Below are 21229 nucleotides of genomic sequence, written 5' to 3'. Positions count from 1 at the left end.
CCGGCCGATCCGGCCGATCTGGCCGAGGGGGCGCGGGGCGCGGTGGCGGTACGTCCGCCGCGCGGTCCGGCCGGGAGGTCACCGGACCGGGGCGCCGTCCCACGCCATCAGGTTCTGCAGCAGCTCGGCCTGCTCGACCGCGTCGTCCAGCGCGTGGTGCGTGTGCCGCCGACGGGACAGCAGGTGACGCGGCATCCTTCCCTTGACCGACCGGGTCACCGTCTCCCCGGACCTGGCGGCGTACAGCGTCTTGAGGTCGATGAAACGCGAGTGCCCGAACGGCGACCCCGTCTCGGCGAACCGTACGAAGTACCAGTACAGGAACATCCAGTCGAAGCCCAGCGGATAAGCCGCGAACACCGGCTTGCCGCCCTCCGCCCGGCCGGCCGCCTCGACCCACCGGGCCGCCGTCGACATGGCCTCCGCCGGATCCCGGCCCTCCCGCAGCAGCCGATCGCGGTCCAGGCCGCTGACCGCCAGCGCGTCCGCGTCGTACTCGTCACTGATCGGGCGCAGCTCGGCGTAGAACGTCGACGCCTCCGGATCGCGCCGCGCGAACGTCCGGCCGTCGTACGTCCCGGCGACCGCCAGTCCGAAACTGATCATGGAATACGGGCCGGGGATCGGGCCGTCGGCCTCCACGTCGGCCGAGATGTACACCTCCGGGGCGGGTCCGCCCGCCGACCTCGGCGTCTCGTTCCGGCTCATACCAGCCGATCATGCCGGTCGCCGGACACCCGGTCACCCCATTTTCCGTCCGCTCACACCAGTGGCGGCGGCCCTCATCGGCCGTCCGCGCGGACCGATCCACACGCCGTTGCGTTGACTCGCCTCACGCGCGCCACTGCGCCGACCCGCCCACACGCGACATCGCGTAGGCCGGGTTCCCCACTTCTCGCGCGGACCGACCGCCCACGTCATCGCGCGGACCGGCCTCGCACACCGTCACGGGGCCGGGCTCACACGTCGTGCGCGGATTGGCCTCACGCGGCGTCGCGGGGCGGGGCTCACACGTCGTCGCGGGGATCCCGCGGTGACACCTCTTCCCGTGGCAGCCCCGGCCCGCCGGCCACGGCCGGCAGCGGCGGCGGCTCCCCGCCGAACGACGGGCAACGCTCCTGGTGATCGCACCAGTCGCACAACCGGCTCTTGCGCGGCCGCCACTCGCCGGAGTCCATCGCCCGGCGGATCGCCTGCCACAGCGCGTCGACCTTGCGCTCGGTCGCGCGCAGGTCGGCCTCGTCGGGGGAGTAGCGCAGCACCTCGCCGTTGCCGAGGTACATCAGCTGCAGGAGCCGGGGCACCGTGCCGCGCAGCCGCCACAGCACCAGCGCGTAGAACTTCATCTGGAAGAGCGCCCGCGCCTCGAAGTCGGCCCTCGGTGCCTTGCCCGTCTTGTAGTCCACCACCCGGACCTCACCGGTCGGGGCGACGTCCAGCCGGTCGATGTAGCCGCGCAGCTGCAGCCCCGAGTCCAGGACCGTCTCGACGTACAGCTCGCGGCTCGCCGGCTCCAGCCGGCGCGGATCCTCCAGCACGAAGTAACGCTCGACCATCGCCCGCGCCTCGGCCAGCCACTCGGCGCGCGCCGTCTCGACGTCCTCGCCGTCGAACAGGTCCGCGAGCTCCGGCTCCTCGGTCAGCAGCCGGTCCCACTCCGGCCCCAGCAGCTCCAGCGCCGTCGCCGGCGTGCGCCGCGCCGCCGGGATGTCGAACAACCGCTCCAGCACCGCGTGCACGAGCGTGCCGCGCACGGCCGCCGGACTCGGCCGCTCGGGGATCCGGTCGATCACCCGGAAGCGGTACAGCAACGGGCACGTCATGAAATCGCCCGCCCGCGACGGGGACAACGTGCCGATCACTCGGGCGCCGTCCGGAGACGTCGCGCCGGTCTCGATGGCCGTCATGCCCGCAACCCTAGGGGAGACCGACGACAGAATCGCGCCGGACCGTGCCCGGCAGCCACCTGCCGGCACCCACCGGAGGGCCGCCCGGTGGGTCACCGGCCGACAACAGGCGGGCCACCGGCCCAGCACGGGCGGAGTCGTCGGGCGACCACCGCGCGACCGCGGCGGAACCGTCGGCGGACCACCGGCCGACAATGGGCGGGCCACCGGCCGAGCACCGGCCGAGCCCGGCGGAGTCGTCGGCCGAGCACGGGCGGAAGCGTCGGGCGACCACCGTACGACCGCCGGTCGACCACCGGCCGAGCACTGGGGGACCGTCGGCCGAACTTCGGCGGGACCATCCAGGGGGCGGCGTCCGACGCCCTTAGGCGGCCTTGACGGCCGGACGCGTAGCATTCCCCCCGTGGCAGACAGCACCCCCCGCGACCGCGGCCCCTCCCCCCGCCCGGGCATCCTCATGGGACGGCCGTTCGGCATTCCGGTGTACGTCTCGCCCACCTGGTTCATCGTCGCGCTCATCATCACGGTGATGTTCGAGCCCACCGCGCTGCGCATCGTCGACCGGCCGCAGAGCTACCTCGTCGCCTTCCTGTACGCCGTGCTGCTCTACGGCTCCGTGCTGGTCCACGAGCTCAGCCACTCCGTCGTCGCCCGCGGCTTCGGCCTGCCCGTACGCGCCATCACCCTGCACGTGCTCGGGGGCGTCTCCGAGATCGAGCGCGAGCCGCGCACCCCCGGCCGTGAGTTCGCCGTCGCGGCGGCCGGCCCGGCGCTGTCCCTCGCGCTCGCCGCCGCCGGCTACGCCGTCCTCCACCTCGTCGGCCTGCCCCCGGTCGCCGAACTGCTCGTCGAGGCGCTCACCGTCGCCAACCTCCTCGTCGGCGTCTTCAACCTCCTGCCCGGCCTGCCCCTCGACGGCGGCCGGATCGTCCGCGCCGGAGTGTGGAAGCTCACCGGGCGCCAGCGCGCCGCCACCGTCACCGCCGGCTGGATCGGCCGCGCCGTCGCCCTCGCCGTCCTCGCCCTCAGCGCCGCCATGTCCGTCACCGGCGGCGGCCGCTGGCTCACGGTGCTCTGGGGCGCCCTCGTGGCGTCGTTCATCTGGATGGGCGCCAGCGAGGCGATCCGGGTCGCCGTACTCCGCGAGCGCATCCCCCTCCTCAACGCCCGTGCCCTCGCCCGCCGCGCCGTGCGCGTCCCGCAGAACCTGCCCCTCGCCGAGGCGATCCGCCGCGCCCGCGAGGCGCGCGCGGGCGCCATCGTCGTCGTCGGGCACGAGGGAGACCCGGTCGGCATCGTGAGCGAGAGCGCCGTCAACGCCACCCCGGAGAACCGCCGTCCCTGGGTCGACGCCTCGGCCCTCACCCGCACCCTCGACCCCGGCCTGATCCTGCCCGCCGACCTGGCCGGGGAGGACCTCCTGGCCGCCCTCCAGCGCACCCCCGCCACCGAGTACCTCCTCGTGGAGCCCACGGGGGAGATGTACGGCGTGCTCGCCACCGAGGACGTCAGCCGGACCGTCGCGAGGCCGTAGCCTTAGAACATGACCGAACCCTCCTCCGCCGGTTCCCGCATGCCCAAGGTCCCGCACGGGCCGTTCCGTCCCGGCGACCGGGTTCAGCTGACCGACCCCAAGGGCCGCATCAACACCGTCACCCTCCAGGCCGGCAAGGTCTACCACAGCCACAAGGGCTCCATTCCGCACGACGAGATCATCGGCAGCCCCGAGGGCAGCGTCTTCCGGTCCTCCGGCGGCACCGAGTACCTCGCCTTCCGCCCCCTCCTCGCCGACCACACCCTCCGCATGCCGCGCGGCGCCGCCGTCGTCTACCCCAAGGACGCCGCCCAGATCCTCGCCGCCGCCGACATCTTCCCCGGCGCGCGCGTCGTCGAGGCCGGCGCCGGCTCCGGCGCGCTCAGCTGCTGGCTGCTGCGCGCCGTCGGCGAGCACGGCGTCGTCTCCTCCTACGAGCGCCGCGAGGACTTCGCCGAGATCGCCCGCGCGAACGTCGAGGGCTACTTCGGCGGCCCGCATCCCGCCTGGCGCCTGACCGTCGGCTCCCTCGAGGACGCCCTGACCGACACCGACGTCGACCGCGTCGTCCTCGACATGCTCGCCCCCTGGGAATGCCTCGACGCGGTCGCCAAGGCCCTCGTCCCCGGCGGCATGGTCTGCGCCTACGTCGCGACCACGACCCAGCTGTCCCGCGTCGTCGAGGCCCTGCGCGAGCACGGCACCTTCGCCGAGCCGTACGCCTTCGAGACGCTCGTGCGCTCCTGGCACGTCGAAGGCCTCGCCGTCCGCCCCGACCACCGCATGGTCGGCCACACCGGCTTCCTCGCCACCGCCCGGCGGCTCGCCGACGGCGTACGCCCCCCGGCGCGGCGCCGCCGCCCGGCCAAGGGCGCCTACGGCGAGAACACCGACGCGACGTCCACGCGACCCGAGGCCGAACCCGATCTGTCCGGAGAGTGACGAGAATCTCTCCGCCCGGCACGACCCCGTCCGGACGCCAGGACTTGCGCCGTCAAGGCCTTGAAGCGATCTTTTTCTCGACGACCGGGGGGTTCCGCCGAAGGTCCTCCGTCTCGGGGACCTGCCACTTCATCCTGAACATGGTTCCCACGCCACGACACGAGTACCCATGGGCCAGGTTACGGAGGCGCTCAGGATAGGTAGGGTTTCAGGTAGGTCGTCGTCTCTGCCTGAGGAGGTGACGAGCGTGGCCGCTCGTGACGATGCCGGGGCGCGTAAGGCGCAGCACGAAAAGGAGGTCCGCGACCTCCAGACGCAGGTCTCCTTCCTGGAGGAGGAGATCTCCGTGCTGCGCCGCAAGCTCGCGGAGTCCCCCCGACAAGTTCGTGTACTCGAAGAGCGCCTTCACGAGGCGCAGGCAAGTCTGGCCGCGGTTACGGGCCAGAACGAACGTCTCGTGGCGACTCTCAAGGAAGCCCGAGAGCAGATCATCGCCCTCAAGGAGGAGGTCGACCGGCTCGCACAGCCACCGTCGGCCTTCGGAACGTTCCTCGCCGCGCGCGAGGACGGCACGGTCGACATCTTCACCGGTGGCCGCAAGCTGCGGGTGAACGTCAGTCCGGGCATCGAGATCGACGAGTTGCAGCGTGGCCAGGAGGTCATGCTCAACGAGGCGCTCAACGTCGTCGCCGCTCTCGAGTTCGAGACGCAGGGCGAGGTCGTGATGCTGAAGGAGGCGTTCGAAGACGGCGAACGCGCCCTCGTGATCGCCCACGCCGACGAAGAACGTGTCGTCAAGCTGGCCGAGCCCCTGCGCGGAATCGCCCTGCGCGCCGGCGACTCGCTCATGCTGGACACCCGATCCGGATACGCCTACGAGAAGATCCACAAGGCGGAGGTCGAGGAGCTCGTCCTCGAAGAGGTCCCCGACATCTCCTACCAGGAGATCGGTGGCCTCGGCCCGCAGATCGAGCAGATCCGCGACGCCGTCGAGCTGCCCTACCTCCACGCCGACCTGTTCCGCGAGCACCAGCTCCGTCCTCCGAAGGGCGTCCTGCTGTACGGCCCGCCCGGCTGCGGCAAGACCCTCATCGCCAAGGCGGTCGCCAACTCGCTCGCCAAGCAGGTCGCCGAGAAGACCGGAGCCGAGGGGAAGAGCTTCTTCCTCAACATCAAGGGCCCCGAGCTCCTCAACAAGTACGTCGGCGAGACCGAGCGGCACATTCGCCTGGTCTTCCAGCGGGCCCGCGAGAAGGCCTCCGCGGGTACCCCCGTGATCGTGTTCTTCGACGAGATGGACTCCATCTTCCGCACCCGCGGATCCGGTGTCTCATCCGACGTCGAGAACACCATCGTCCCCCAGCTGCTGTCGGAGATCGACGGCGTCGAGGGCCTGGAGAACGTCATCGTCATCGGTGCCTCCAACCGGGAGGACATGATCGACCCGGCGATCCTCCGCCCCGGCCGGCTCGACGTGAAGATCAAGATCGAGCGTCCGGACGCCGAGGCCGCCAAGGACATCTTCTCCAAGTACATCCTCACGGACCTGCCGCTCCACCCCGACGACCTGAAGGAGCACGGCGGATCTCCGGAGGTGACCGTCGACGCGATGATCCAGCGCGTCGTCGAGCGGATGTACAGCGAGACCGAGGAGAACCGCTTCCTCGAGGTCACGTACGCCAACGGCGACAAGGAGGTCCTGTACTTCAAGGACTTCAACTCCGGCGCGATGATCCAGAACATCGTCGACCGGGCCAAGAAGATGGCCATCAAGGACTTCCTCGACAGCGGGCAGAAGGGCCTGAGGGTCACCCACCTTCTCGCGGCCTGCGTCGATGAGTTCAGCGAGAACGAGGACCTGCCCAACACCACCAACCCCGACGACTGGGCCCGCATCTCCGGCAAGAAGGGCGAGCGGATCGTCTACATCCGCACGCTCGTCTCCGGCAAGCAGGGCACCGAGGCCGGGCGTTCGATCGACACCGTCGCGAACACCGGGCAGTACCTCTGACCGACGAGGAACCCGCGGCGGCCGGAATCCGATTCCGGCCGCCGCGCGGCATTTTTCGAAGAGATCCTCGCTCCGTACGCCCGGCCGCGCTGTGACGCGGACCACAACGGCCGTACGACCTCACCACGCCATGACCACGGCTTGACCGAAGTCATGGCGCCCCCTGCATCCGCCATTGCCCCGACGGTGCGCCGAGGCCGTCCGAGACCGGATCCGGCCTCCCCTCCCGTGACCGGTTTCGCATCACGATCGCGCCGCGCCGCACAGGACCACCGCCATCGAGCATTAGGCTCGGACCTATGAGCGTGCGGCGGGTGATGGGGATCGAGACCGAGTACGGCATTTCCGTGCCCGGTCAGCCAGGGGCCAACGCGATGGTGACCTCCTCGCAGGTCGTCAACGCGTACCTCGCGGCGTCGGCGGCGAAGGCCAGGCGGGCACGGTGGGACTTCGAAGAGGAGAACCCACTGCGCGACGCCCGCGGCTTCGACCTGGCCCGAGAGGTCGCCGACCCCACACAGCTGACCGACGAGGACCTCGGCCTGGCCAACGTCATCCTGACCAACGGGGCCCGCCTCTACGTCGACCACGCGCACCCGGAGTACTCCACGCCCGAGTGCACCAACCCCCGGGACGCCGTCATCTGGGACAAGGCCGGAGAGCGCGTCATGGCCGACGCCGCCGCCCGCGCCGCCCGGGTGCCGGGCACCCACCCGATCCAGCTGTACAAGAACAACACCGACAACAAGGGCGCCTCCTACGGCTGCCACGAGAACTACCTGATGCGCCGGGAGACCCCGTTCTCCGACATCGTCCGGCACCTCACGCCGTTCTTCGTCACCCGGCAGGTGGTCTGCGGCGCCGGCCGCGTCGGCATCGGCGTGGACGGCCGCGGCGACGGATTCCAGATCAGCCAGCGGGCCGACTTCTTCGAGGTCGAGGTGGGCCTCGAGACCACCCTCAAGCGCCCCATCATCAACACCCGTGACGAGCCGCACGCCGACCCGGAGAAGTACCGCCGGCTGCACGTCATCATCGGCGACGCGAACATGAGCGAGGTCTCGACCTACCTCAAGCTCGGCACGACCGGCCTGGTCCTCGCCATGATCGAGGACGGCTTCCTCACCGTCGACCTGTCGGTCGACATGCCGGTCGCCACCCTGCGGGCGATCTCCCACGACCCCAGCTGCAAGCACCTGCTCACCCTGCGCGACGGCCGCAAGATGACCGCCGTGCAGCTCCAGATGGAGTACCTCGAGCAGTCCCGCAAGTACGTCGAGGACCGGTTCGGCGGCGACGCCGACGACCTGACCAAGGACGTCCTCGACCGCTGGGAGTCCGTCCTGCAGCGGCTCGGCGACGATCCGATGCAGCTGTCCCGCGAGCTCGACTGGGTCGCCAAGCTGGAGCTGCTCGAGGGCTACCGCACCCGCGACGGGCTCGACTGGTCCCACCCGCGACTGCAGCTGGTCGACCTGCAGTACTCCGACGTCCGGCCCGACCGCGGTCTGTACAACCGGCTCGCCGCGCGCGGGCGCATGGAGCGGGTCGTCAGCGACGCCGAGATCGAGGCGGCGATCGAGGACCCGCCCGAGGACACCCGCGCCTACTTCCGCGGCCGGTGCCTGCGCCAGTACGCCGACTCCGTCGCGGCGGCGTCCTGGGACTCGGTGATCTTCGACGTGCCGGGCCGCGAGTCGCTGCAGCGGGTGCCCACCCTGGAGCCGCTGCGGGGCACCCGAGCGCACGTGGGCGCTCTCCTGGACCGCTGCCGCACCGCCTCCGACCTCGTCTCGGCCCTGACCGGCGAGTGACCCGCACGCCCGCCCGTACGCCCTCCTCGGCCGCGTACGGGCGGCCGTGGAGACGGGTGCCGCTGTGATCGCTGCACAGTTGTGACCGGTATGACCGTTTCGCCGAGATGGCGACCGGCGATAACGGCGTCAGGAGACCAGCCGCCGATCGGCGTGGCGCACGCTCAGTGATCCACTCCGCGTCGGTGGTCGGCGATAGAGTCGAGGTCTCGGCACGAACGGGAGGACCACGATGGCAACGAGGGACACCGGCGGTCAGCGGCAGACGACCCGGCGCGAGGAAGAGGTCGACGAGACCCAGACCGCGCCCAGCGAGGACGTCCAGGAGCGCCAGGAGAAGCTCACCGACGACGTCGACGCAATCCTGGACGAAATCGACGAGGTGCTCGAAGAGAACGCCGAGGAATTTGTCCGTAGTTATGTGCAAAAAGGCGGCCAGTGAGGGATATGTCCGATTTAATCCCTCCGAATAAACAGTGCAAAGACTGCGGAGAGGTCAAACCGGCGGCAGAGTTCTGGCGCCGGAAGCAGTCGCCCGACGGCCTGGCTCTGTACTGCAAGGAGTGCTTCGGCCTTCGCAACGCCGCCGCTTATCGGAAGAGGCAGGCGGCGGAAGGAAAGTCGGCGCGCGACTACCGCCGCCATTCCGCCGTTCCGGATGGCATGAAGTACTGCGCCGTGTGCAAAAAGATCAAACCGGTCTCCGAATTCGGCCGTAATCGGGCGGAGCCCTCGGGGCTGGCTTCTTACTGCCGTCGCTGCCATAACAAGACGATGGCCGAGATCAAGGCCAAGAAGCACGGCAGTACGCGGAGCTACCACCTTCAGCGTCGGTATGGGATGACCGAGCGCGAAGTTGAGGAGCTTGCCCAGAGGCACGGGGATGTCTGCCTGATCTGCCTGCGCCGTCGCGCGTTGCACGTCGATCACGACCACGCCACCGGAGAAGTCCGGGGAATGCTGTGCTTTACCTGCAACGGCGCGCTCGGCCAGTTCAAGGATGACGCCCTCGTCATGCGCCGGGCCGTCGACTATCTCGAAGGCAGGCTGGTCGAGCCCGTGCAGCCGCGACGGGCGGCGCGCCGCTCGAAAGGCGCCGCGAAAAGCCGCCGCCATTACCGGCTGATGCAGAAGTACGGGATCGGTGCGGACGAGGTCGAGCGGCTGGTCGAGAGGCAGGGCGGCGTCTGTCCGATCTGCCGGGCGGCGGAGCCGGCGCACGTCGACCACGATCACGTCACCGGGGCGGTGCGGGGGATCCTGTGCGGCGACTGCAACACGGGGATGGGGCAGTTGCGGGACGATCCCTGGCTCGTCCGCCGGGCGATCGAGTATCTGACGGGTGGGCTGTCGGGGATCCGGCTGACCGAGGACGGCGGTTTCGAGGTGGCCGTCGTACGCCCGCGGCCGTCCGGGGAGGTCGTCGTCGATCCGGGGTGGCTCCTGGGACGCGCCTGCACGGACGACCTGGCGCTCCTGCACGCGATGGCGGAGGGGAACTCGGAGGATCCGTGGGAGACGGATGTGTTCGTGGTGGGTCCGGAGCCGTCGGAGGAGCGGTTCCCCGGGCTCGATCTGAGCGACCCGGGGTCTCCGGATCGCGGTGCGTTGCCCCGGGCACCGCTGGGGCCGCCGGAGTGGGCCCTGACGGCCGCTGACTGAGCCGGTCGGGTTCGCCCTGGGCGGACGAGGGCAGGGATCACCGGTATGCGCCTGACGTCACAGTGACAGTAGGGTCTGAGTTGCGGAGGCGCATCGCATCCGCTGCCTTTGGAAGGAGTCGTGTGACGTCGCAAGGTTCCGCGCCGGGGCGTCTACCGGGCGCGTTCATGAGCCAGGGCCCCCCGTCGTTCACCGAGTTCCTGTCGTCGTATTCGCCGGGGCTGCTGCCGGGGGCGCGCGAGCTTCCGGCCGGGGTGTCGGCCGGGGACAAGATCCCGCACGGCACGACGATCGTCGCGATCACGTTCCCGGGTGGTGTGGTGATGGCGGGGGACCGGCGGGCCACCGCGGGCAACGTGATCGCCCAGCGGGACATCGAGAAGGTCTACCGCGCCGACGAGTACTCCGCCGTCGCGATCGCGGGCACCGCGGGCATCGGCCTGGAGGTGGTGCGCCTGTTCCAGGTGGAGCTGGAGCACTACGAGAAGATGGAGGGCCGCACGCTCTCGCTGGAGGGCAAGGCCAACCGGCTCGCCACGATGGTCCGCGGCAACCTGGGCATGGCCCTGCAGGGTCTCGTCGTCGTGCCGCTGTTCGCCGGTTACGACGAGGACCAGGACCGTGGCCGGATCTTCAGCTACGACCCGGCCGGCGGGCGGTACGAGGAGCAGGACTTCTACAGCATCGGCTCGGGGTCGGTGTTCGCGAAGGGTGCGCTGAAGAAGCTGTTCCGGTCGGAGCTGTCCGAGGAGGACGCGGTCGTCGCCTCGATCCAGGCGCTCTACGACGCGGCGGACGACGACTCGGCGACCGGCGGCCCGGACCTGACCCGCCGGATCTTCCCGGTGGTCGCCGTGGTCACGGCCGACGGGTACCGGCGGTTGCCGGACGAGGAGGTCGGGGGTCTGACGGAGCGGGTCGTCGAGGGACGGATGCGCTCGCCGGGCGGGCCGTCGGCTCCGCTGCTGTAACGTCCGCGATCTCGAGTAGTGAACGAGTAGTAAGGAACGCCACCGGTGTCCATGCCGTTCTACGTGTCGCCCGAACAGCAGATGAAGGACAAGGCCGACTACGCGCGTAAGGGCATCGCGCGCGGCCGCAGCGTCGTCGTGCTGCAGTACGACGACGGCATCCTGTTCGTGGCGGACAATCCGTCCCGCGCGCTGCACAAGATCAGCGAGATCTACGACCGGATGGCGTTCGCCGCGGTCGGCAAGTACAACGAGTTCGAGAACCTCCGTCAGGCGGGTGTGCGCTACGCCGACGTCAACGGGTACATGTACGACCGCCGTGACGTCACCGCGCGGGGTCTGGCGAACGCCTATGCGACGACGCTTGGCACGGTGTTCACCGAGATGAACAAGCCGTACGAGGTGGAGCTCGTCGTCGCGGAGCTGGGCGAGGACGCCGCCTCGGACCAGATCTACCGGCTGACGTTCGACGGATCGGTCGCCGACGAGCACGGTTACGTCGCGATGGGCGGTCAGGCCGACCAGGTCGCGGGGGCGCTGCAGGAGCACTACGAGGAAGGGCTGCCGCTGGCGCGTGCGCTGCGGCTCGGCGTGCGGGCGCTGGAGCGGCAGGACGCCGACCGGCACCTGGCGGCCGAGCAGCTGGAGGTCGCGGTGCTGGACCGGAACCGGACGCACCGGTTGTTCCGCCGGCTGCCGCCGGCGCGCATCCGGACGCTGCTGGAGGAGGCCGGTGCGGGGAGCGCGGAGGCCGAGTCCGGCTCCGAGTCGGGTGACGCGACCGCGGAGTGACCTGCGCGCCCGCCCGCCGCGTCCGGAAGGCGCGGCGGGCGGGCGCCGCTCTTTTTGATCTACAACGTAAAGGCGGGTGCGCCGGCCGCCGCTTCGGCGTGGTCGCCTGTCCACGGCGGGGCCGCGACGCGCCGTGCGGGCGCGGTCGTCCGGCCGCCGGACCGGCCGGACGCGGGAGCGGGTGACCGCATACCGCAACCTGATCTCTACCAACGGCGGCCTTCGGACGCATAGCCTTGCGGATGTGGATAGGCGCATCTTCGGGTTGGAGAACGAGTACGGCGTAACGTGCACCTTTCGCGGGCAGCGGCGGTTGTCACCCGACGAGGTGGCCCGGTACCTCTTCCGCAGGGTCGTCTCGTGGGGCCGTAGCAGCAACGTGTTCCTGCGCAACGGGGCACGGCTGTACCTCGATGTCGGCAGTCATCCTGAGTACGCGACGCCCGAGTGTGACAGCGTCGACGAGCTCGTCGTGCACGACAAGGCGGGGGAGCGGATCCTGGAGGGTCTGCTCGTCGACGCCGAGCGGCGCCTTCGCGAGGAGGGCATCGCGGGCGACATCTACCTGTTCAAGAACAACACCGACTCGGCCGGCAACTCCTACGGGTGCCACGAGAACTACCTGGTCGGGCGGCACGGCGAGTTCGGCCGGCTGGCCGACGTGCTGATCCCGTTCCTGGTGACGCGTCAGATCATCTGCGGCGCCGGCAAGGTGCTGCAGACGCCGCGCGGCGCGGTGTACTGCGTGAGCCAGCGCGCCGAGCACATCTGGGAGGGCGTGTCGTCCGCGACGACGCGTTCGCGGCCCATCATCAACACGCGGGACGAGCCGCACGCGGACGCCGAGCGTTTCCGGCGGCTGCACGTCATCGTCGGCGACTCGAACATGAGCGAGACGACGATGCTGCTCAAGGTCGGCGCGACCGACCTGGTGCTGCGCATGGTCGAGGCGGGGGTCGTGATGCGCGACCTGACGCTGGAGAACCCGATCCGGGCGATCCGGGAGGTCAGCCACGACATGACCGGCCGGCGCAAGGTGCGCCTGGCCAACGGCCGGGAGGCCAGTTCGCTGGAGATCCAGAAGGAGTACCTCGACAAGGCGCGGGAGTTCATCGACCGGCGGGGCGCGGACCCGGTGGTGCTGCGCGTGCTCGACCTGTGGGAGCGGACCGTGCGCGCCGTGGAGACGGGTGACCTGGACCTGGTGGCCCGTGAGATCGACTGGGTGACGAAGTACCAGCTGATCGAGCGGTACCGGCACAAGTACGATCTGCCGCTGAGCTCGCCGCGGGTGGCGCAGCTCGACCTGGCCTACCACGACGTGCACCGTGGCCGGGGCCTCTACTACCTGCTGGAGCGCAAGGGAGCCGTCGAGCGGGTCGCGCGTGACCTGGACATCTTCCAGGCCAAGTCGGTGCCGCCGCAGACGACGCGGGCCCGGTTGCGCGGGGAGTTCATCCGCAAGGCGCAGGAGAAGCGGCGGGACTTCACGGTCGACTGGGTGCACCTGAAGCTGAACGACCAGGCGCAGCGGACGGTCCTGTGCAAGGACCCGTTCCGGTCGGTCGATGACCGCGTCGACAAGTTGATCGCGGGAATGTAGCGGCGTTCTCACGCTACCTTTAGATGCCCGCTGACAGGGTGGGGTGCTTGTCGCGAACGTCGTCGACCCGCGAAACGGTGGAGAAGATGTCTGAAGTCAAAGGCCGCGAGCAGACGCGGACGGACGAGCCGCAGGACGCCGAGGGGCGGGACGCCTCCGCGGCGGACCCCACGGCGAGCGGTGAGCCCGGAGCCGCCGAGCGGCCCGAGACGGAGGACGCCGAGGCGGCCGTGAGCGGCGGGAAGGGCGCCGAGGCGGCCGAGGTGCGAGCCGAGGACGAGGGCGAGGACCCCGAGGAGGCGGCGGGCGGGACGGAGCCGTCTGCCGCCGGGGAGGCCGCGGCCGAGGGCGACTCCGGTGACGAGCCGAAGAGCCGGTTCGCGCAGCCGGATCCGATCAAGCTGAAGATTCCGGCGGCCCAGGAGATCACGCGGAACGAGTTCACGCCGCACGCGCTGGGCGCCAAGGGCCGTGGCGCTCCCCGCTCGGGCACGCGCGCCCAGGCGAAACGCCGCAAGATCCTTTTCACGACCGCCGGGGTCGTGCTCGTGGCGCTGGCGACCAGCGCGGCGGTCTGGTACGAGACCCGCCCGGCGCCGTCGGTGAAGGTGACGGGCGCGTTCGGCAAGGCACCGGCGGTCAAGGTGCCCAAGGACAAGCCACCCGTGAAGCAGCAGGTGAAGGAGGTCGTGGCGGGCTCGGGCAACGCCGTGGCCAACGGCGACCTCGTCGTCGCGCAGCTGGTCGCCTACAAGTGGGGCGCCAAGGGCGGCGGCAAGGAGCTGCTGAACACCTACACCAAGAAGCAGCCGGTCGTCGGTCAGGCGGGTCAGCTGACCGGGCTGGCCCCGCTCGACAAGGCGATCACCGGGCGTAAGGCGGGGACGCGGCTGGTGATGACCCTGCCGTACCAGGCGGTCGGCGACCAGATCGCCCAGTCGCTGCAGCTCGGCAAGACCGACGACTTCGTCGTGACGGTCGACGTGCTGAACAGCTTCGGCAAGACGGCCTCGGCGCAGGGCACGCCGCAGAAGCTCGACGATCCCAAGCTGCCGACGGTGACCGCCGACGCGGGCAAGGCGCCGACGGTCAAGATCCCGTCCACGGACGCTCCCGGCACGCTGCAGGTCAAGACCCTGATCCAGGGCAACGGCCCGGTGGTGCAGAAGGGCCAGACGCTGATCGCGCAGTACCACGGCGTGCTGTGGCGGAACGGTAAGGTCTTCGACTCGTCGTGGCAGCGCGGCGCGCCCGCGTCGTTCCCGATCGGCGTCGGGCAGGTCATCCCGGGCTGGGACAAGGGCCTGGTCGGTCAGAAGGCCGGCAGCCGGGTGCTCCTGGTGGTTCCGCCGAAGGAGGGCTACGGCTCGAAGGGCTCGCCGCAGGGCGGCATCAAGGGCACCGACACGCTCGTGTTCGTCGTCGACGTCCTCGGTTCGTACTGATCGCCCGGTGTTCGGAGGTTCGCGCATGCGGCGCGTCGCCGCGCTGGCCCTGTTCCCCTTGGTCGCCGCCACGGCGTGCAGCGGGGGCGGCCTGCCCGAGGGGTTGAAGGTCGCCGGGATCGTGGGCCACCAGCCCACGGTGACGATCCCGGCGTCCGCCCCGTCGGGGAAGCTGAAGGTCGAGACCCTGCGGAAGGGGAAGGGCTCGGAGGTGACCGACGGCGACCTCGTGGTCGCCAACTACGTCGGATACCGCTGGAACGGTGGTGACCACAAGCTGGTCGCCAGCAGCTACGAGGCGGGCCGGCCCGCGATCTTCCCGTACGGCCGCCTGGTCACGGGCCTGAACAAGGCCCTCGCGGGCCAGCGGCCGGGCGGCCGGGTGCTGGCCGTGATCCCGCCGGGCCAGGGGTACGGGCCGAGCGGATACGCGCCGTGGCAGATCGGCGCCGGGGACACCATGGTGTTCGTGCTCGACGTGCTCGCGACGTACCACAACGGAGCGAGCGCGCACGGGCAGCCGCAGCCGCAGAACGACCGGACGCTTCCGCAGGTCACCGCGGGGGCCACGCCGACGATGAGGATCCCCGCGACGGCACCTCCCGGAGGGTTGCGGGTCAGGACGATCGTCCAGGGCGGTGGGCCGCCGGTTCAGGCGCATCAGCTCGTCGTCTTCCACGACCTGGGTCAGATCTGGCGGACGGGCAAGGTCTTCGAGTCCACGCGCTCCCGCGGGCGTCCCGACTCGGCGATGGCCGGAGCCGGCCAGATGATCAAGGGCTGGGACAAGGCCGTGGTCGGGCAGCGGGTCGGCAGCCGGGTGCTCGTCGTGATCCCGCCGAAGGACGGCTACGGGGCGAACGGACACGCCGCCTCGGGGATCAAGAAGAACGACACGCTCGCGTTCGTGATCGACATTCTCGCCGCGTACTGAGCCGGCCGTCCGCTCGTCACGGAGGTCCTCGCCGCGCGTTCTGAGCCGCTCGGCCGCTCGTCACGGAGGTCCTCGCCGTACGTCCTGAGCCGCTCGGCCGTTCGTCACCCAGGTCCTCGTCACGCGTCCTGAGGCGGCCGGCCGGAGCCGCGTCCCTAGACTCGGGACGTGAACGACGTCGACGCCATCGCGGCCCTGCAGGATCCGGTACGCCGGAGGCTCTACGACTACGTGGCCGCGCAGGATCACGAGGTGGGCCGGGCGGAGGCCGCGGACGCGGCCGGGGTCCAGCGCACCCTGGCCGCCTTTCATCTCGACCGCCTCACTGAGGCGGGCCTCCTCGACGCGGTCTTCCGGCGGCCCGCCGGGCGGAGCGGGCCGGGCGCCGGCCGGCCCGCGAAGCTGTACCGGCGTTCGGCGGCGGAACGGGCGGTGAGCCTGCCACCGCGCGACTACCGGGTGCCGGCGGAGCTCCTGGCCGAGGTCGTCGAGGAGGTCGGCGGCGAGGAGATCCTGGAGCGGCTGGCGCGGCGCCGTGGCCGGTCGGCCGGAGCGGCCGCCGCCGGGGAGGCGGGTCCTCACGCCGGTGAGGGCCCGGAGGGCGAGGGAATGGCGGCCGCGTTGCGGGCGCGGGGCTATGAGCCGTACCGCGACGGCGCCGACCTGCGGCTGCGCAACTGCCCGTTCCACGCGCTGGCCGTGGAGTTCCCCCCTGTCGTCTGCGGGATGAACCTGGCGCTGCTGGAAGGCCTGATCGAGGGGCTGGGAGCGACGGGCGTGGCGGCGCGCATGGATCCGAGGCCGGGGGAGTGCTGCGTGGTGCTGGTTTCTAAAAACAATGAGAGTTGACATAGAGGCGGAGGCGATGGTCTGCTGGCGGGCATGACGGAACACCACCTGGCGCAGTTCAACGTCGCCCGCCTCCGCGAGCCCCTCGACGCCCCGTCGATGGCCGAGTTCCTGGCCCTGTTCGAGCCCATCAACGCCCTGGCCGACTCCGCTCCCGGCTTCGTCTGGCGGCTGACGGACGGGGACGCGGACGACGCGACGACCATCCGCCCGTACGGCGACGACGTCATCATCAACATGTCGGTCTGGGAGTCGCGCGAGGCGCTGTGGAACTTCACCTACCGGTCGGGCCACCTCGACGTGCTGCGCCGGCGCCGCGAATGGTTCCTGCGCATGGCCGAGCCCTACATCGTCATGTGGTGGGTGCCGGCGGGCCGGATCCCGTCGGTGGAGGAGGCGCGGGACCGTCTGGAGCGCGTGCGGCGTGAGGGCCCCGGGCCGGAGGCGTTCACGTTCCGGGAGACGTACGACCCGGACGGCGTGCTCGTCCCCGTATGATCTACAACGTAAAGACGGTCGCCGGGTGGTCGCTCACGATCTGATCACCTCGACCAGGAAGACGCCGGAATCGAGCTCCGGCGTCTTCGTCGTCCCCGGCTCAGTGCGCGAAGACGCGCGCCGCCCGATGCAAATCCTCCCGGAGGCCACCGTGGCGGGAGAGGCGCCGCGAGCGCGGGTGGCCGGAGCGGCCGTGGCGAGCGCGATGACCACAGGGGCCCGAGCAGTGGCGGGGGTGCGCGCGGCCTTGGTGCCTGAGGCCGCCATGGCGCCACGTGCCGTCGCCGGGTGACGTGCTCGCGCCCACCCGGGCCACGGCCGCGCTGACGTGCGTCGCGGGGACGCTCTGGTGGGACGCGGGCGGAGTGGCGAAGAGCGCGCCGGCCGTGGCGGCGATCACGACGAGGCCGGTGGAGACGCTCCTCCTGCTGAGCACGATGATCTCCTCATTGCCGAAGACGAGAAGGGCGTGAGCAGCTCGCGATCGCCCTTCCTCGCCTTCCGCTTCCAGGATCCTCGCCGACGTTCCCGGTAGGGCAAGCGGACGGTAACGACCAGGGCATTTCTCGTAAGGCCGGCAGGTCCCCGGCTATCGATCGGCGTCGTCGAGGCGCCGGCCCAGCAGGCTCGCGGCGTGGCGTCCGGCGGCGGCGACCGCCAGGAAGCCCGCGAGGTCCTGGTCCAGCCCGCGGCCCATGGTCGAGACCCGCACGGGCGAGTCGCGGACCGCCTTCTCCAGGCCGTCCACGGGAACGGTGACGAGTTCGTGCCGCGCGCCGAGCGGCGCGGCCTCGGCCCGCACCCGGTCGCCGAACTCCCCCGGCAGATCCGGCACGACCACCTGGGCCCGTGCCAGGGCGACGCGGCCGTAGGCGGTCAGGCTGTGGTGGGAGATCCCGCGGTGACGCTCGCGCGCGTCGGCCTCGCTGACCCGCAGGGACGCCACCGGGCGGCCCTCCAGGACCGCCGCGGCGTTCACCGCCTCGCCCGCCGACACCCCGGAGAAGCCCCAGCGGGTGCCCGTGCCGAGGTTCCCCGGGCCCTGGGCGACGACGGCGACCTCGGCGCCGAGCACCAGACGGGCGGCGAGCAGGCCGGTGTGCAGGGTCACCGCCTCCAGGTCGCCGCCGAACGCCTGGCCGACCGTCACCGTCGCGGTCAGCGCGCCCGCCTCCCGCAGCGTCGCGACCGTCCGGGAGAACCAGGCGGGCAGCGCGCCGCCGTCCGGCATGACGTAGACGACGCGGGTGCCGGGGCGGTCGAGGTGCAGCCCGGCGATGATCGCCGGCAGCGCCGAGTGCAGGTCGGCGACGACCACCGGCATCCCGTCGATCGATTCGGCATCGCGCAGGACCTCGTGGTGGGCGGAGTCCTGCTCGTCCGCGCCGAGCACGGTGGCCTGCAAGGGGGTGTAGCGTGCCTTCACCAGATGGCCCGGGCCGGGCGGATCCGGTGGGAAACGGTCGGGGACCGCGACCACCATGGCGTACCCTCCGGTGCCGAGCCCCATCGCGAGCGCCGTCGTGTTGAGCAGCACGGCGTCGCCCGGCCGGGGCCGTCCCACCAGGGCCGGGTAGGCCAGTGCGCGGGCTTCGCCCTCGTCGTCGATCATGACGTCGAGTTCGACCGCTCCGGGCCATTCGCGGCGTATCTTGACAACCGTGCCTTTGCGCCATCGGATCACCCGCCAACGGTAGCGTCGGAGGCCACGGGGACGGGCCAGAAGGAGTGGACGATGTCGCGCCGCAAGACCGAGCGGCTGCTCAATCTCGTGGTGTGCCTGCTGGCCACCCGGCGGTACCTCACCGCTGAGCAGATCCGCCAGGCCGTACCGGGCTATCCCGGTGGGGACGAGGCGTTCAAGCGGATGTTCGAGCGCGACAAGGAGGAAGTGCGCGAGCTCGGCATCCCCCTCGAGATGGGCAGCGACGGCGACGAGGAGCCGGGCTACCGCATCCAGCGCCAGGCGTACGAGCTGCCGGAGATCCAGCTGGCCCGCGACGAGGCCGCCGTCCTCGGGCTCGCCGCCCGGGTGTGGCAGCGGGCCAGCCTGGCCGAGGCGGCCTCCGGAGCGCTGCTGAAGCTGCGGGCCGCGGGCGTGGACACCGACGAGGCGGCCTCCCTCGGCATCGAGCCCAGGGTCGGCACCGACGAGCCGGCCTTCCCGGCCCTGTGGCGCGCGGTGCGTGACCGGCGGCCGGTCGCCTTCGAGTACCAGGGCGTGGGCCGGAGCGCGCCGCAGCGCCGCCACCTCGAGCCCTGGGGAGTGGTCAGCAGACACGGCCGCTGGTACGTCGCCGGCCACGATCGCGACCGAGGCGAGGCGCGGGTCTTCCGCCTCAGCCGGATCCGGGGCGACGTCGCCGCCGACGGGCCCGCCGGCACGGTGACCGTGCCGGAGGGCGTCGACGTGCGGGAGGTCGTCACCTCCATGGGCGGTCCGGCGCCCGGGCGGCGTACGGCGACCGTGCGCCTGCGGCGCGGCGCGGCGGACGGCATCCGGCGCTGGGCGGCGAACATCCGCCGCGACGACGACGAGTGGGATCTGGCGGAGCTGACGTTCGCCGAGGTGGACAAGCTCGCCGACCACCTCGCCGGGTTCGCCGACGACGTGGTCGTGGTCGAGCCGCCGGACGCGCGCGACGCGATGATCCAGCATCTGAAGGCGGTGTGCCAGTGAGCTCCTCGGAACGGCTGCGGCGGCTGCTCGCCCTCGTCCCGTACGTCATCAACCGCAGCTCGGTCAGCGTCGAGGAGGCCGCGGAGGCGTTCGGCGTGACCGAGAAACAGATCATCGACGACCTGAACCTCCTGTGGTGCGTCGAACTGCGCGCGCCCGACCCGTACTGCCCGATCGACCTGTCGTACGAGGGCGGCGAGATCGTGGTCTGCGAGGCGGAGTCGATCAGCCGGCCGCTGCGGCTCGACGTCGACGAGGCCGCCGCCCTCCTCGTCGCGCTGCGCACGATCGCCGGGCTCCCCGAGCACGGCGACGCCGTGAGCCGGGTGATCGCCAAGCTGGAGGACGCGGCGGGCACCGCCGCGCGGCCGAGCAGCCAGGTCGCCGTCGAGCTCGACGTGCGCCCGGACGTCCTGGTCCAGGTGCGCTCGGGTCTCGACCAGGGCCGCCGGCTGCGGATGACCTACTACGTGCCGGGCCGGGACGAGAACACCGTGCGCGACGTCGACCCGATGCGGTTGCTCCTCGTCGACGGCTGGTCCTACCTGGAGGGCTGGTGCCGTCGTGCCGAGGCCGTCCGGCTGTTCCGCCTGGACCGGATCGTGGACCTGCGGGTCCTCGACGTCGCCGCCAGCATCCCGGAGGAGGCCGAGCCGCTCGACCTGGACGCCGGGCTGTTCCGTCCCTCGCCGGAGGACGTACGGGTGACGCTGGAGTTGTCCCCGGCCGGGCGCTGGGTCGCCGACCACTATCCCTGCGAGAGCGTCGCGGAGCTGGGAGAGGGACGTCTCCGCGTCGTGCTGCGGACCCGCGACGTGCGCTGGGTGCGCCGGCTGGCGCTGCGGCTCGCGGGCAGCGGCCGCATCGTCGAGCCCGCCCAACTGGCCGCCCAGGTCCGCGAGGACGCCGCCCGCGCCCTGAAGCTGTACGACGCGTGACAGCCGGCGGACCGTGACGGCGCCCGCGCCGGCGAACCCCGCTATGGTCGGCGTGTGCCGTGGATGATGCTGTACGTCGGGCTGGCCTTCGCCGGGCTGGTGGTTCTGAGCGTGTGCGCGGTCAAGGTGGGCCTGGCCGTCCGTGGTCTGGGCCGTGAACTGCGGCGGACGCGGGCGCGTCTGGAGCCGAAACAGGAGGCCTTCGCCCGTGAGTTGCACCGCTTGGAACGATCAGGGGAGTGAGACATCCGGCTCGACGGCGTACGATCGGGGGGAGTAACACCCCTCCTGCTGAAGAGGACTTCAAATGGATCTTGGTCCCTGGGAGATCGCGATCATCGCGGTCGTCATCCTGGTGCTGTTCGGTTCCGCCAAGCTGCCCCAGGCCGCTCGTTCGCTCGGCCGGTCGATGCGGATCTTCAAGTCCGAGACCAAGGGCCTGATCAGCGACGACGACGATCAGCCGCGCCAGCCGCAGGACGCCCGCGCGCAGGCCGCCCGGCTCCGCGAGCAGGCGGCGCTGCTGGAGCAGCAGGCGGCGGCCCAGCAGCCGCAGCTGAACGCCTCGGCCGAGGACGGCACCACCATCAGCGGCGTGCCGCTTTCCCAGACGGAGCCCGGCAGGAAGTCCTGACCGACCGGCACAATC

At 71.2% G+C, this 21229-nt stretch carries 21 protein-coding genes; 18 read left to right on the top strand and 3 right to left on the bottom strand.

The genetic code is table 11. The features are described 5' to 3' along the window. Nucleotides 1-78: 78 nt before the first annotated feature. Both NE234_RS27495 and NE234_RS27490 read right to left on the bottom strand, forming a co-directional pair. Entirely contained in the window at nucleotides 79-708 is a 630-nt protein-coding gene (locus tag NE234_RS27495; protein WP_252783548.1) for a 3'-5' exonuclease family protein, read from the bottom strand. Nucleotides 709-1007: 299 nt separating this feature from the next. Beyond that, nucleotides 1008-1907: a RecB family exonuclease gene (locus tag NE234_RS27490; RefSeq protein WP_252783547.1), complete on the bottom strand. Its 900-nt coding sequence runs from the start codon at nucleotides 1905-1907 to the stop codon at nucleotides 1008-1010. Nucleotides 1908-2364: 457 nt separating this feature from the next. Between NE234_RS27490 and NE234_RS27485 the strand changes: the two genes are divergently transcribed. From NE234_RS27485 to NE234_RS27420, 14 genes are all read left to right on the top strand, one after another. After that, nucleotides 2365-3441: a site-2 protease family protein gene (locus tag NE234_RS27485; protein ID WP_252783622.1), complete on the top strand. Its 1077-nt coding sequence runs from the start codon at nucleotides 2365-2367 to the stop codon at nucleotides 3439-3441. Between the two features lie 9 nt (nucleotides 3442-3450). Then, a complete protein-coding gene (locus NE234_RS27480) occupies nucleotides 3451-4383 on the top strand; it encodes a tRNA (adenine-N1)-methyltransferase (protein WP_252783546.1) in 933 nt (310 codons plus the stop codon). Nucleotides 4384-4621: 238 nt separating this feature from the next. Beyond that, on the top strand, nucleotides 4622-6394 hold the full coding sequence (gene arc / locus NE234_RS27475; RefSeq protein ID WP_252783545.1) for a proteasome ATPase: 1773 nt from the start codon (nucleotides 4622-4624) through the stop codon (nucleotides 6392-6394). A gap of 299 nt (nucleotides 6395-6693) precedes the next feature. Continuing rightward, a complete protein-coding gene (dop, locus tag NE234_RS27470; protein ID WP_256529426.1) occupies nucleotides 6694-8208 on the top strand; it encodes a depupylase/deamidase Dop in 1515 nt (504 codons plus the stop codon). Nucleotides 8209-8440: 232 nt separating this feature from the next. Beyond that, nucleotides 8441-8650: a ubiquitin-like protein Pup gene (locus tag NE234_RS27465; protein ID WP_252783544.1), complete on the top strand. Its 210-nt coding sequence runs from the start codon at nucleotides 8441-8443 to the stop codon at nucleotides 8648-8650. 5 nt (nucleotides 8651-8655) lie between these two features. Then, complete coding sequence (locus NE234_RS27460; protein ID WP_252783543.1) at nucleotides 8656-9870, top strand: endonuclease VII domain-containing protein; 1215 nt, start codon at nucleotides 8656-8658, stop codon at nucleotides 9868-9870. Nucleotides 9871-10037: 167 nt separating this feature from the next. Further along, on the top strand, nucleotides 10038-10841 hold the full coding sequence (gene prcB / locus NE234_RS27455; protein ID WP_252783542.1) for a proteasome subunit beta: 804 nt from the start codon (nucleotides 10038-10040) through the stop codon (nucleotides 10839-10841). A 51-nt stretch (nucleotides 10842-10892) separates the two neighbouring features. Beyond that, nucleotides 10893-11633 (top strand): proteasome subunit alpha, encoded by a 741-nt coding sequence (gene prcA, locus NE234_RS27450; protein ID WP_252783620.1) that lies wholly within the window; start codon nucleotides 10893-10895, stop codon nucleotides 11631-11633. A 244-nt stretch (nucleotides 11634-11877) separates the two neighbouring features. Next, nucleotides 11878-13236: a Pup--protein ligase gene (pafA, locus tag NE234_RS27445; protein ID WP_252783541.1), complete on the top strand. Its 1359-nt coding sequence runs from the start codon at nucleotides 11878-11880 to the stop codon at nucleotides 13234-13236. Between the two features lie 86 nt (nucleotides 13237-13322). Continuing rightward, nucleotides 13323-14681, top strand: coding sequence for an FKBP-type peptidyl-prolyl cis-trans isomerase (locus NE234_RS27440; protein WP_252783540.1), 1359 nt, complete (start codon nucleotides 13323-13325; stop codon nucleotides 14679-14681). Between the two features lie 25 nt (nucleotides 14682-14706). Continuing rightward, a complete protein-coding gene (locus NE234_RS27435; RefSeq protein WP_252783539.1) occupies nucleotides 14707-15615 on the top strand; it encodes an FKBP-type peptidyl-prolyl cis-trans isomerase in 909 nt (302 codons plus the stop codon). A gap of 168 nt (nucleotides 15616-15783) precedes the next feature. Next, nucleotides 15784-16464, top strand: a complete 681-nt coding sequence (locus tag NE234_RS27430; RefSeq protein ID WP_252783538.1) for a helix-turn-helix transcriptional regulator — start codon at nucleotides 15784-15786, stop codon at nucleotides 16462-16464. 33 nt (nucleotides 16465-16497) lie between these two features. Continuing rightward, nucleotides 16498-16962, top strand: coding sequence for a DUF3291 domain-containing protein (locus tag NE234_RS27425; RefSeq protein WP_252783537.1), 465 nt, complete (start codon nucleotides 16498-16500; stop codon nucleotides 16960-16962). Nucleotides 16963-17255: 293 nt separating this feature from the next. Continuing rightward, nucleotides 17256-17435 (top strand): hypothetical protein, encoded by a 180-nt coding sequence (locus tag NE234_RS27420; protein ID WP_252783536.1) that lies wholly within the window; start codon nucleotides 17256-17258, stop codon nucleotides 17433-17435. A 116-nt stretch (nucleotides 17436-17551) separates the two neighbouring features. Here the strand turns inward: NE234_RS27420 and NE234_RS27415 are convergent, their stop codons facing one another. Then, nucleotides 17552-18646, bottom strand: coding sequence for a DUF3866 family protein (locus tag NE234_RS27415; RefSeq protein ID WP_252783535.1), 1095 nt, complete (start codon nucleotides 18644-18646; stop codon nucleotides 17552-17554). Nucleotides 18647-18697: 51 nt separating this feature from the next. Between NE234_RS27415 and NE234_RS27410 the strand changes: the two genes are divergently transcribed. The 4 genes from NE234_RS27410 to tatA all read left to right on the top strand — a co-directional run bounded on the left by NE234_RS27410 (nucleotide 18698) and on the right by tatA (nucleotide 21214). After that, entirely contained in the window at nucleotides 18698-19642 is a 945-nt protein-coding gene (locus tag NE234_RS27410; RefSeq protein WP_252783534.1) for a helix-turn-helix transcriptional regulator, read from the top strand. After that, complete coding sequence (locus NE234_RS27405; RefSeq protein ID WP_252783533.1) at nucleotides 19639-20580, top strand: helix-turn-helix transcriptional regulator; 942 nt, start codon at nucleotides 19639-19641, stop codon at nucleotides 20578-20580. Before NE234_RS27410 ends, NE234_RS27405 begins: the two co-directional genes overlap by 4 nt. A 54-nt stretch (nucleotides 20581-20634) precedes the next feature. Beyond that, nucleotides 20635-20823: a hypothetical protein gene (locus NE234_RS27400; RefSeq protein WP_406567078.1), complete on the top strand. Its 189-nt coding sequence runs from the start codon at nucleotides 20635-20637 to the stop codon at nucleotides 20821-20823. A gap of 64 nt (nucleotides 20824-20887) precedes the next feature. Beyond that, entirely contained in the window at nucleotides 20888-21214 is a 327-nt protein-coding gene (tatA, locus tag NE234_RS27395) for a Sec-independent protein translocase subunit TatA (protein ID WP_252783532.1), read from the top strand. The last annotated feature ends 15 nt before the right edge of the window (nucleotides 21215-21229 follow it).

The organism is Actinoallomurus rhizosphaericola (assembly GCF_024055675.1).
Lineage (GTDB): Bacteria > Actinomycetota > Actinomycetes > Streptosporangiales > Streptosporangiaceae > Actinoallomurus > Actinoallomurus soli.
Note: the sequence above shows the minus strand (reverse complement) of the source record. Positions and strands in the feature narration are given on the sequence as shown.